The sequence below is a fragment of the Peribacillus sp. NJ11 genome (assembly GCF_030348405.1).
Taxonomy (GTDB): domain Bacteria; phylum Bacillota; class Bacilli; order Bacillales; family DSM-1321; genus Peribacillus.
The window spans coordinates 1,451,099-1,462,977 of record NZ_JAUCFO010000001.1; the positions used below are offsets into that span (position 1 = coordinate 1,451,099).

Here is an 11,879-nt window from a genome sequence, read left to right on the forward strand (position 1 = left end):
CAGCTCATTTTAATCAACATCCTAAAGTATCGCCGGTATTATTCGATATATAAAGTACTGAAGAATAATTGTTGTGATGGTGAAGGAGGGGCCCTAATGGAAATATTCAACTGTCCAAACTGTAATTCGTTATTCGTTATGACGAAATTCCGTGATGTATGCGATGCCTGCTATAAAGAAGAAGAAGCCCAATATGATAAAGTGTATGCATATATTCGCAAGAAAATAAATAGAACGGCGTCCATGATGCAAGTGGTTAAGGACACTGGCGTTGAAGAAACTTTAATCATTAAATTCGTGAAAACAGGAAAGCTAAGGATTTCGCAGTTTCCCAATCTGGGAATTCCTTGTGAAAAGTGCGGTACTCACATCAAGAGCGGAAGGTTATGCGGAGAATGCAGCGATTCACTGCGTACGGATTTGAAGACATTTGAAAATGAGGAAAAGCGCCTAACTGAAATTCAAGGAAATGATAAAAAAAATACGTACTACATGAAGGAAGATCAAAAAGGATAAATCATGGTAACATGATGCTTGATTTGTTAAAATATTCGATATTGAGAACAAGAATCGACAATGGTTGTCGAAGGAAAGATTAAAGAAACAATTAAAGAAATCCATTCCTTGTCGATAATAACGATAGGGAGATTAACACAGTCCGGAGCCATTTTCATGGTCTGTTAAGGAAACGTACTATTATGGAATCTAAAAAATCGACCGAAGGAGAGGATCTGGAATATGAAAATCAATAACGTCGGTATGACAGGTGTTAACCCTTATAATCTTCAAGCCAATAAAACGGGGAATATCAAAGAATCCAAGGTCAAATCCTCGGATAAAGTTGAAATTTCTTCAGCGGCAAAAGAAATGCAGCAATCATCTCCGATTCCTGCTGCAAGACAAGCAAAAGTGGACGAATTAAAAATCCAAGTTGAAAACGGAAATTATAAATTGAATGCACAGGCAACGGCTAAGGGTCTCATCGATTTTTACCGAAAATGAATTTTCATTGAAAATGCTTGAATGAAGTGGGCGGAACCATTTTCCGTCCTTCATTTATGAGTAGAGGAGGCGGCAAAATGTCTGCACGGAACATCATCGAATCGCTTGAAAAATTGATCAAGCTCCATAAAAGCTTCAATCAATTAGCGATAAGAAAAACGGTCATTTTGAAAGCAAGTGATACCGAGGCAATTAATGCCCTGCTAATTCAGGAACAAAAGCATATTAAAGCAATCAGTCAAACGGATAAGGAAAGGGAAGGGGCAGTCGAGGAATTTCTTGCAGCAAATGGATCGGTGGGACAGGCGGCCTCCATCCATGCAATAACGGAAATGACAGGACCGGCAGAAACGGAAATCCTTGAACGGCTTAAAGCGGAATTGAATGATGAAGTGGCTAAGCTGAAGGAGCGGAACTATTTAAATCAGCAATTGATCTATCAGTCCCTTCAATTCATCAATGTCTCTTTGGATATGCTGAGGCCGCAAAATCAGAACCTGAATTACGGGGATTCGGTTAAAATACCGGTAAAAAGCACCATGGGAATGTTTGATACCAAAGCATAAGAAACAGAAAAAAGATGGAGGTTCGAGTAAATGATTTCAACCTTTATGGGTCTTGAGACGGCTAAACGCGGATTATCCACCTCTCAAGGGGCCTTGTACACAACAGGAAATAACGTGGCCAATGCCAATACATTAGGTTATTCAAGGCAGCGGGTCAACCTGGTCCAGACGTCGGGCTTTCCTACTGTCGGGTTGAACAGCCCGCGCGTAGCTGGGCAGATCGGGACAGGGGTAGCGGCAGAAACGGTTCAGCGGATACGTGACAGTTTCCTGGACGCACAATACAGGACACAAAGTAATAAAATCGGTTATTACGGGGCCATAAGCGAGTCCTTGACCAAAATGGAAGGGGTCATGAATGAACCAACCGACAGCGGATTGGCTGCCACGATGGAGAAGTTCTGGAATTCGCTGCAAGGGTTGACGGCCAATACGGAAAACTCCGGGGCGCGTGAAGTAGTTGCCTCAACAGGCGTCATGGTCGCGGATACCCTAAACTACTACTACAACTCGCTAACGAGCGTTCAAACGGATATCGGTAATCAGATAAACGTCAAAGCGAACGATATCAATAGGCTCATTAGCAGTATTGATCAGCTTAATCAACAGATCAGTAAAGTGGAGCCGCATGGTTATATCCCCAATGACCTTTATGATAAACGTGATGTACTCGTAGACAATCTCTCTCAACTTGTCAGCATTAAAGTGAATAATGTCATTCCGACGGATTATGGCAGAGCTAGCGATGTGGCAACTGGGCTGTACAACATCGAATTGATGCAAGAAGACGGTTCCTCTTATAAGCCGCCCATCAATCTGGTAAGTGTTAACCAAACCGGGATGGTGGGGATTTCGAAAGTTGAAGTTAGCCATGATAAGACGACAGGTATGGTGGACGGAGTGAAATTTGGTTCGAAAACATTGACGGATTACAAATTCACTGGAGAACTATCCGGTTTGATCAACAGCTTCGGTTATAAAAAGGCTGATGGCACGATCGGGGGAGCTTATCCTGATATGCTGAAAAAGCTCGATAATATGACGACAGCTTTTGTGAATGAGTTTAATGCCATTCATAAACAAGGATATGCGTTAGGTGATGGCAGCACTTCGACATTGAACTTCTTTGAACTCGAACCAGGTAAGAGTGCCGCCCAAAGCATCAAGGTGAATCGTGAGGTCGTAAAGGACCCGACAAAAATTGCCGCAGGCGGTAAAAGTGGAGGGGCGTCCGGGGATAATGAAAATGCAAAACTCCTGGCTGACCTCAAGAAGAAGGCGTTTTGTGAGTACTCGACTAAAGACCAAAATTCAAAGGAATTGACAGGAAGCTTCGACACCTATTATTCCGGTATCATCGGGAAGCTTGGCGTGGATTCCCAAAGCGCCCAAAAGAACCTTTCCAACTCTGTCGTGCTTGCTGAATCCGTTAATCAAAATAGGGATTCCGTCAGTTCCGTATCCCTTGATGAAGAAATGACGGACATGATCAAATTCCAGCAGGCATACAACGCTTCAGCACGAATGATGACGATGATGGATGAAATGCTCGATAAAATCATAAACGGAATGGGTACAGTAGGCCGATAGGAGTGAACGGACATGCGGGTAACGCAATCGATGCTAACCAATAATATGTTAAGCAATTTAAGCGGCAGTTATGAAAAGATGGCCAAGCTGCAAGAGCAGGTTTCCTCTCAAAAGAAATTCTCCAAACCATCGGATAACCCTGTTGCGGCCATGATGGGAATGGGGTACCGGACAAATCTCAATCAAATTGGGCAGTATCAAAGTAACATTGCCGAGGCGACCAATTGGATCGACAGCACGGATGATGCCATTACTGAAGCGGTTTCCGCCATGCAACGGATTCGTGAGTTAACGGTTCAAGGCAGCAATGGTACGTATGAAGGGGAACAGCTGAAAAATGTTTCAGAGGAAATTAAGCAATTAAAAGAACATCTCATAACTCTTGGAGACACACAGATAGGCGGGAAGTATATTTTCAACGGCCAGGATACGAATGTGAGACCGTCTTCCATTAAAGACGCGAATGGGAATACGGTATATGGCACAGGGGACATAAACCTTGAAGTGTTTTCCGGGACTTCCCTTAAAATCAATACGGACGGTTCCAAGATTTTTGGTGATGCACTCGCCGCTGGCGGAAGCATCGACCAGACAATCGATGCACTGGAAAACGGCGGCGACGTGAGTGGCACGCTCGAAGGGATTGACGCAACGATAAATACGTTCTTAAGTATGCAGGCACAAGTTGGCGCAAGGCAGAATCGGATTGAGCTGATGACGGACCGTCTCAAGCAGCAGGAGGTTTTTGCCACTGAAATCCTTTCGAAAAATGAGGATGTCGATATCGAAAAGGCGATCATGGATTTGACGACCCAGGAAAGTGTCCATAGTGCTGCATTAAGTATCGGAGCAAAAATCATGCAACCGAGTTTATTGGATTTTCTTCGCTAAGCTATTCTTAAATGGATAGCTTTTTTTCTATAAGGAGTGTTGATGATGCAGATTCCACAAATTAGATTGCAATCCACCTCAATGAAGATTGGATTGAAAATAGAGCAGCCTGTACAGCAAATCGAACAGAAGGCAGCGGTCCAATCAATCGATCAGCCGCAAGCAATCCTGGAAATTCAAACGACCCCAGGCAAGCTGACGATCGATCAGTCACAAGCCAGGGAAGATATGGATTTGAAAAGCCTCTCCAAGCGAGTGGAGGAATTTGCGCAGCAGGGATATCAAGATTGGCTTGCGGGTATGGCAAGACGTGCCAAGCAGGGGACGGAGCTGAGGCATATTGAAAAAGGCGGTAATGCGCTCGCTGATCAGGCCAGGCAAAACAGCAAAGGGCCCGAGAAGCAATTCAATCTCGGATGGATTCCCTCACATTTCAGCGTGAAGCTTGACTACCAGCCGGCCCAAGTGAAGCTTGAAGCAACCGCTCAAAAACCGATCATTGATGCTCAAATCCATAAGGCGAACCATGCGTACACACCAGGCAGTGTGAATGTGGAAATTCTACAAAAAAATGCGCTGGATATAGATTTCATTAATTTATTTCCGGATGAGATAGGGAAGTGAAAACATAGATGATCATACAGACAAAATTTCATGGCGAAATGGAAATTGCAGAAGAAAAGATTTATAGATTTGAAAGCGGGATACCAGGGTTTTTAGAAGAGAAGCAGTTTTGCTTGCTAACTTTGGATGACACGCCCTTTTTCGTCCTGCAATCCTTAGAAACAAAAGAGGTTGCCTTCATTGTCACGAATCCTTTTGAAGTGTACCGCGATTACGAAGTGAAGCTTATTGATGAGGTATTATCTTCTTTACAAATAGAAACGGAACTGGAAGTCCTGACTTTCGTTATATTAACGATCCAGGACCCTTTCAATGATACGACGGCGAATCTCCAGGCACCCATCATCATAAATAGCTCTAAAAAAATGGGAAAGCAATTTATCATGAACGGAAAAGTGAATACCGTACAAAGCACAGACTGATTGGACCTCTAGAAGAACAGGGGGGAGAATGATGCTCGTATTGACCAGAAAACTAAATGAATCGATCATGATTGGCGATGATATCGAAATTACGATTCTGTCCGTTGAGGGAGAACAGATCAAACTGGGTATCAATGCCCCTAAAAACGTCGATATCCATAGGAAGGAAATCTATCTGTCGATCCAGCAGGAAAATAACGAAGCCTCCAAAACTGAAACCAATCTACTGAAAAATATAAATGAGTATTTCAAGAAAAAATCGTAATATCCGCTAAATATGTTTCCAAGCAGGTCGATATAAAATACAACGAAGGGCAGTGAAATAGGCGGCCGACTTATTCACTTCCTCGTAAACAACCACATGGACGTGGGAACTTAAAACTCAAGGAGGAAACATAAATGATCATCAATCACAATATCTCAGCTCTAAACACGCACCGTCAATTATCAAGTGCAACCAATGCACAATCCAAATCAATGGAGAAACTTGCATCAGGTATGCGTATCAACCGTGCAGGCGACGATGCAGCAGGTCTTGCAATCTCTGAAAAAATGCGTGGGCAAATTCGCGGATTGGACCAAGCCTCCCGTAACTCACAAGATGCGATTTCTATGATCCAAACTGCTGAAGGTGCATTGAATGAAACAACTGACATTCTTCAGCGTATGCGTGAGTTAGCCGTTCAAGGTGCGAATGATACTAACGTTGACCAAGATAGAGAAGCAATTCAAGAGGAATTGAATGCATTAAAAAGTGAAATTGACCGTATTGGTAATACAACAGAGTTTAATAAACAGACGTTACTTAATGGTGGTCTAGGTGGTACTGTTGATCAAGATGCAGGTACAACTACTGTATTAGCAGTAACTGGTGTAGCAAGTGCAACAACAAACGGTGCTACTTCTGGAACTTATGCAATTACAGCTGATACAACTGCGCATACACTTACAATGACATTTGGTGGAAAAACTCAAACAATCGATAATGCTAATGGAGCTCAAGATTTAAATTTCTCTGATTTTGGAATTACTATTAAAACAAATGCTGGTTACACACAGGATGAAGCAATTGGTGATGTAGAAGTAAATGCGGGTGCAGTTACATTTCAAATTGGGGCTAATGAAGACCAAAATCTAAGCTTAAACATCAGAAATATGAAAACAGATGGTGTACTAAATTTAGCTAATGCTGGACGTGTTGATGTTTCTTCTCATGATACAGCTAAAGCATCAGTAACTAATATCGAGAGTGCTATAACTGAAGTCTCAAAAGAGCGTTCAAAACTTGGTGCATATCAAAACCGTTTAGAGCATACTATCAATAACTTGAACACATCTTCCGAGAACTTAACTGCTGCAGAATCACGTGTACGTGATGTAGATATGGCTAAAGAGATGATGGAGCAAACTAAAAACTCTATTCTTTCTCAAGCAGCGCAAGCAATGCTTGCACAAGCTAATCAACAGCCTCAAGGCGTTCTTCAATTATTACGTTAATTATTATTCAGTTTTCATTGAAAAAGACTCTAGATATTTTTTCTGGAGTCTTTTTTGTATTTAAAGAGATATTAAATCCAAAGTAGTAAAACTCTTCTAAATAGAGAGTGAGAGGATGTTAGTGAAATATCATTCATGAAAGTTTTAGGTGAAAACCAAATCTATGAGTGACTAAATAAAAGACTGTAATTACCGATATAAAAAGTAAAGATATCATATTGGAGGCTATTTAGATGTTGGAGAGTTTGTCCACGAATATTCTTTCCTCACAACTTAGAATAGCCATTTCAGAGGGAATCAGTTCCTACTATCAAAGAGAAATCAATACAGTTGCCTATTCTGAACAAAGTGTAGAATCCAATCAGCCTTCAAAAGAAAAGGTGCAGGAAGTTGTTGATAGTTTGAACACTTTCCTTAATCCAACACATACGGCTGTTCGTTTTGAATATCATGAGAAGCTGAATGAGTATTATGTCAAGGTAGTGGATGACGTAACGGATGAGACGATTCGGGAGATTCCACCCAAAAAGTTATTGGATTTCTACGCGGCAATGATGGAGTTTGTCGGGATCATGGTGGATGAAAAAATATAGGCGGTGATCAATTTTGGTACGAATCAGTGGTTTAGCAAGTGGAATGGACATTGATGAGCTAGTTAAGAGCATGATGCAGGCAGAACGGGTGCCATTGGATAAATTAACACAGAAAAAGCAGTCTTCCGAGTGGCAGCGGGATGATTACCGCTCGATGAATACATCTTTATCAGAATTGGATACGCTCATTCGTGATGGAATCGGGAAGCAGTCATCCTTCATTAAAAAGAAGGTGTCGGTATCGAATCCAGATGCAATATCCGTGAAAAATGTGAACTCGGCCAGTGATTTTACTGGCAATATAAAGGTGATCGGGCTTGCCAAAGCAGCAACGATGACCAGTACGGAGAAATCAGCTGTTACTGACTCCAAAAAGAAACTATCGGAATTGGGCTTCACGACACCTCAAGATATTACGATACTGGCCATCAATAAAGATGGCGGTTTTGATACGGAAGTAAAAGATGGAGTAACAGTGGAAAAACCGTTTACGCTTACCCTTAATGCGGACGACACGTTAGAGAGTGTCATCAATAAAATCAATGCTAACTCGGGAGTGACTTTATTTTTTGATGGAAATTCCCAGCAGTTTTCCATCACTGCTAAAAATACCGGCGATGTTAAAGACCGCCCTGAAATTGAATTGGGGGGCACCGGAGATTTTTTCAATATGTTAAAAATGAGCAGTAACAATGAGGGGGCTGGCGGCTCAAAAGGGGAAAATGCATCCATTGTTTATAATGGCCTGGCAATTTCCCGACCTTCGAATACGTTTCAGATTAATGGAGCGGAAATAACGGTAAAGCAGAAAACGACGGATACCGTTACATTCTCATCAACAGCTGATGTTGATGCCATCTTGGACACGATCACTCAGTTTGTGAATAAATATAATGAAATCATTAAAAAGGTTCAGGATAAAACGGGTGAAGCGAAATATCGCTCCTTTACCCCACTAACAACCGAGCAAAAGAAGGCAATGACGGAAGATGAAGTGAAGCTGTGGGAGGAAAAAGCGAAGAGTGGAACGTTAAAAAGCGATTCGACATTAAAAAGTCTTCTAACTACGATGAGATCATCTCTGTACACCTCGGTCGATGGGATTACAGGAAAAAACAGTCTTAGCAGTTTGGGAATTACCACAACAAAGAATTACCTCGAGGGCGGTAAATTAACGATTGATGAGGACAAGCTCCGGGCAGCCATTAGTGAGGATCCCAATGCGATTTATGATATGTTCATGGCCAATGGATCGGAAAAGAGCGACAAAGGCCTCGCCCGCCGATTAAGGGATGATATACAATCATCCATGAAGGTGATAACTGAAAAAGCAGGGAAGGCCGGCTATGTTAATAACTCGTTTACCATTGGGAAATTGGTTAACGGATTGGATACCCGAATTTCAACATTTGAAGCAAAGTTAACGAAATTGGAATCGCGTTACTACAGCCAGTTCACGGCTATGGAAAAAGCGATTCAAAAGGCAAACAGCCAAAGTGCATCGTTAGCTTCTTATTTTAGTTAAGGTAAGTCGGAAAGGAAGTTAAATATGGCGGTAAATAATCCATATCAATCGTACCAACAAAATTCAGTCAATACAGCATCTCCTGGCGAGCTTACATTAATGCTGTATAATGGCTGTTTGAAGTTCATCATGCTTGGGAAAAAAGCCATTGAAGCTGGTAATATTGAAGCGAGGAATACGAACATCATCAAGGCGCAATACATTATCCGCGAATTGATGGTGACGTTGAATATGGATGTGGAAGTATCCAAAGAAATGATGAGTCTGTATGATTTCATGAATCGCCGTCTGATAGATGCGAATTTGAAAAATGATGTTGCTGCCTTGGAAGAGGTGGAGGGACTTGTTACTGAATTCCGGAATACTTGGAAGGAAGTTATTCAGATGAACCGGAAAAAACAATTTACGCAAAGCGGTCAAGTGTAATGGTGATTCAAACCTTTCATGATTTGACTGCTGAATTACTTGGTGTTCTGGAAGACCGGACGATTGCAGAACGTGATGATAAAATAGAAAGGGTCACACAGCTGATTGATCAGCGAGATGAACTTCTTTCAGAAATCAAACCGCCTTTTACTGGTGAAGAGCAACAGCTAGGCCGTGCAACCATGTTGCTTAACCAAAAGGTCGATCACTTGCTGAAGCTCCAAAAGCAGGAAATACAGCGGGATATCCAGGAAATAAATAAGAAGAAAAAATCATCTAATAAATACACGAACCCGTATGAGAGTCTATCAGTAGATGGCATGTTCTACGATAAAAGAAATTGATTACCCAACCGTTTGGATCCCAAACGGTTTTTATGTTAAATATTTTTAAATTTTCTGTAAATAATATGGTCTTAATTTTTTCTTTATGGCATTACATTTGTTATAATGGAGTTAGGGCAGACATCAACCCTTTCCAAACCTTCCGACAATTGTTTCATAATTTCGACATATTTCATGATGTGTTTCCAAAAGGAACCGGAGGGGTATTGTAGAATCTAACTGTATAGTCTTAATTTAAGGAGGACTCACTTTATGAATTACAACGTACGCGGTGAAAACATTGAGGTAACTCCAGCAATTCGAGAATACGTCGAAAAGAAAATTGGCAAGTTAGAACGATATTTTAACAATACACCAGATGCAAATGTGTTAGTGAATTTGAAAGTGAACAATAATACATCAAAGGTCGAAGTGACGATTCCTATGCAGAATTTGGTTCTTCGCGCTGAAGAGGAAAATGCGGATATGTATGCTGCCATTGACTTGATCAATGATAAGCTTGAACGCCAAATTCGTAAACATAAAACGAAGGTCAATCGTAAATACCGGAACAACCTATCAACGACTCCCGAGGCATTCGCCTTCAATACGGAAGTTGACGAAGTGGTGGATGAATTCGAAGACGATAACGATATTGAAGTGGTCCGCAATAAGCGCTTTGATTTAAAGCCGATGGACAGTGAAGAAGCGATTTTACAAATGAATATGCTTGGTCACAGTTTCTTCGTTTATACGAATGCGGATACCAACACAACGAACGTGGTGTACCGTCGTAAAGATGGACGCTACGGATTAATTGAACCTAGTTAATTATGAATCTAAGATCAAAAGCACAGCCCAGCCTCTGGGTTGTGCTTTTTTAATGCATTTTGGTAGATTACCAACATATTCGTTGGCAGTTGATAACATTTTTTTATATTTATATGAATTGGAAAGTATAAAAGTTTTGTTCTTAAAAAAATACAAAGTAATTTGAGTTGCATTTTAAAGAACAAAATTCGTTCTTTAAAGAGATAAAATGATTATTTATGCCTATTAAATCACCTCTATCTTTTGGACTGTACTAAATTTGTTAGTTCTTTAAAAAGAATGGTTAGTTTATTATGAAAAACAATTGGGTAAAGCTGCAGAGGGGTTGGATTTTTTTGTATCGGAAGAATTGCCATACATGCCATAGGGCTTCTTTTAGCAGTGCGGAATATGGAAAGTGGCTTTGTCCGACCTGCGGCAAGGACTTACCTGTGCAAAAAGCATGGACGCACTTACAATGGAGAGAATTAATACGCCCCATCGATTGATTAAGAAGAGCAATATTTACTATTATATAAAAAAGCGAAATTGACTATTGCATATGATAAAAAATGAATTGGGATTTTAATTTTCGTAATATTGTAATATTTTGTCGGATGAAAGTTTTTGCATTTTGGTAGATTACCGACATAAAATAGCAATATATGGAGTGGGTATCCGTTATAATATGATTATAAGTAATGTATTTGGTAATAAGTACCACGACAAAGGCTAACTTATTGAAAGATGAGGGCGCAAAGGCACAGGTCTAAGGTCCTTAAGACTATGATGGCTGGTCTGCCTGAAATACAAAGAGTATTTTAGGAGGTAGAAGAGGTGGCTAATGTGGAAATGGATCCAGAATGGGTGAAGTTGATTTCAGAAGCAAGGAGCTTGGGTTTCAAAAAAGAGGAAATTATAGCTTTTTTTGACCGGAAAAGCCTTGAGGTTACATTAGAGGAAAACGATGGAAGATAAGTACCGAAAAGATGAGAACATCCCTATAAACAGTGGTTCAACCCATTAGCTGTTTATAGGGTTTATTCTTCCGTTCTAGCGAGTCTTGCTTATTCAAGCTGTATTCTTCAGGATTATGTAGGTAGACTAGTGCACTTCTATTCTTCTTTATCTTTTCTCCATTTATTAAACTCGATGAATTCCCTGAATTGTTGTTTTGAAACACCGGAATTCATAGCCTCTTCAACGATTTTCATCCAATCAGTGTCCAAGATTTCCTTATTCGGTGCATCGTAAAGTAGGGCATCGACAGGAATGTTGAGTACGGCGGAGATTTTTTCAAGAAATTGAATGGAAGGATTCGTTTGTAAGTTCCGCTCGAGGGAACTTAAGTAAGACTTTGCCACGCCTGCTTTATCGGCGAGTTCGGTCATCGACATTTTCTTTTCTTCTCGCAGTTTTTTTACACGTTCACCAATCATCAATACCACCTCGAAACATGTTCTATTTATCTTCTGCTAATAAGTTTCAGTAGCCCACCTTATCATTCAAAACATGAAGCCTGTAAGGTTGGATTACCTTGACATGCTATCGCTAGGGATGACACAGCATCTAGTGATGGAAGGTTATGGGAAATTCTCTTTTGCATTTGG

Annotated in this window: 15 protein-coding genes, 1 pseudogene and 1 riboswitch; of the genes and pseudogenes, 15 read left to right on the plus strand and 1 reads right to left on the minus strand. The window is 40.8% G+C overall.

Features of this window, described 5'->3' with window-relative positions; all coding sequences use genetic code 11:
• Nucleotides 1-96 precede the first annotated feature (96 nt).
• The 15 genes and pseudogenes from QUF86_RS07095 (at nucleotide 97) to sinI (ending at nucleotide 11,247) form a co-directional block, all read left to right on the plus strand.
• A complete protein-coding gene (locus tag QUF86_RS07095) occupies nucleotides 97-516 on the plus strand; it encodes a TIGR03826 family flagellar region protein (protein ID WP_289333910.1) in 420 nt (139 codons plus the stop codon).
• Between the two features lie 222 nt (nucleotides 517-738).
• Nucleotides 739-1,002: a flagellar biosynthesis anti-sigma factor FlgM gene (gene flgM / locus QUF86_RS07100; protein ID WP_289326988.1), complete on the plus strand. Its 264-nt coding sequence runs from the start codon at nucleotides 739-741 to the stop codon at nucleotides 1,000-1,002.
• Nucleotides 1,003-1,079: 77 nt separating this feature from the next.
• Nucleotides 1,080-1,568 (plus strand): flagellar protein FlgN, encoded by a 489-nt coding sequence (locus QUF86_RS07105; protein ID WP_289333911.1) that lies wholly within the window; start codon nucleotides 1,080-1,082, stop codon nucleotides 1,566-1,568.
• A 30-nt stretch (nucleotides 1,569-1,598) separates the two neighbouring features.
• Entirely contained in the window at nucleotides 1,599-3,158 is a 1,560-nt protein-coding gene (gene flgK / locus QUF86_RS07110) for a flagellar hook-associated protein FlgK (RefSeq protein WP_289333912.1), read from the plus strand.
• Nucleotides 3,159-3,170: 12 nt separating this feature from the next.
• On the plus strand, nucleotides 3,171-4,049 hold the full coding sequence (gene flgL, locus QUF86_RS07115) for a flagellar hook-associated protein FlgL (protein WP_289333913.1): 879 nt from the start codon (nucleotides 3,171-3,173) through the stop codon (nucleotides 4,047-4,049).
• 45 nt (nucleotides 4,050-4,094) lie between these two features.
• Entirely contained in the window at nucleotides 4,095-4,673 is a 579-nt protein-coding gene (locus QUF86_RS07120; RefSeq protein ID WP_289333914.1) for a DUF6470 family protein, read from the plus strand.
• A gap of 8 nt (nucleotides 4,674-4,681) precedes the next feature.
• A pseudogene (fliW, locus tag QUF86_RS07125) lies at nucleotides 4,682-5,127 on the plus strand (flagellar assembly protein FliW).
• A complete protein-coding gene (csrA, locus tag QUF86_RS07130) occupies nucleotides 5,127-5,360 on the plus strand; it encodes a carbon storage regulator CsrA (protein ID WP_289333915.1) in 234 nt (77 codons plus the stop codon). The pseudogene fliW and the gene csrA overlap by 1 nt, the downstream one beginning before the upstream one ends.
• 134 nt (nucleotides 5,361-5,494) lie before the next feature.
• Entirely contained in the window at nucleotides 5,495-6,592 is a 1,098-nt protein-coding gene (locus QUF86_RS07135) for a flagellin N-terminal helical domain-containing protein (RefSeq protein ID WP_289314385.1), read from the plus strand.
• Between the two features lie 233 nt (nucleotides 6,593-6,825).
• Complete coding sequence (gene flaG / locus QUF86_RS07140) at nucleotides 6,826-7,185, plus strand: flagellar protein FlaG (RefSeq protein WP_289333916.1); 360 nt, start codon at nucleotides 6,826-6,828, stop codon at nucleotides 7,183-7,185.
• Between the two features lie 13 nt (nucleotides 7,186-7,198).
• The gene (locus tag QUF86_RS07145) at nucleotides 7,199-8,710 is read left to right on the plus strand and encodes a flagellar hook-associated protein 2 (RefSeq protein WP_289333917.1); all 1,512 of its coding nucleotides are present in this window, start codon (nucleotides 7,199-7,201) and stop codon (nucleotides 8,708-8,710) included.
• A gap of 24 nt (nucleotides 8,711-8,734) precedes the next feature.
• Nucleotides 8,735-9,136 (plus strand): flagellar export chaperone FliS, encoded by a 402-nt coding sequence (fliS, locus tag QUF86_RS07150; RefSeq protein WP_289333918.1) that lies wholly within the window; start codon nucleotides 8,735-8,737, stop codon nucleotides 9,134-9,136.
• The gene (gene fliT / locus QUF86_RS07155) at nucleotides 9,136-9,480 is read left to right on the plus strand and encodes a flagellar protein FliT (protein WP_289333919.1); all 345 of its coding nucleotides are present in this window, start codon (nucleotides 9,136-9,138) and stop codon (nucleotides 9,478-9,480) included. Before fliS ends, fliT begins: the two co-directional genes overlap by 1 nt.
• Before the next feature lie 252 nt (nucleotides 9,481-9,732).
• The gene (hpf, locus tag QUF86_RS07160) at nucleotides 9,733-10,290 is read left to right on the plus strand and encodes a ribosome hibernation-promoting factor, HPF/YfiA family (RefSeq protein WP_289314390.1); all 558 of its coding nucleotides are present in this window, start codon (nucleotides 9,733-9,735) and stop codon (nucleotides 10,288-10,290) included.
• 699 nt (nucleotides 10,291-10,989) lie between these two features.
• Nucleotides 10,990-11,075, plus strand: a riboswitch (cyclic di-GMP riboswitch).
• 31 nt (nucleotides 11,076-11,106) lie between these two features.
• Nucleotides 11,107-11,247, plus strand: a complete 141-nt coding sequence (sinI, locus tag QUF86_RS07165; RefSeq protein WP_289314391.1) for a DNA-binding anti-repressor SinI — start codon at nucleotides 11,107-11,109, stop codon at nucleotides 11,245-11,247.
• Nucleotides 11,248-11,384: 137 nt separating this feature from the next.
• Here sinI and QUF86_RS07170 read toward each other — a convergent pair whose 3' ends face one another.
• Complete coding sequence (locus tag QUF86_RS07170) at nucleotides 11,385-11,708, minus strand: helix-turn-helix domain-containing protein (RefSeq protein WP_289314392.1); 324 nt, start codon at nucleotides 11,706-11,708, stop codon at nucleotides 11,385-11,387.
• Nucleotides 11,709-11,879: the final 171 nt, after the last annotated feature.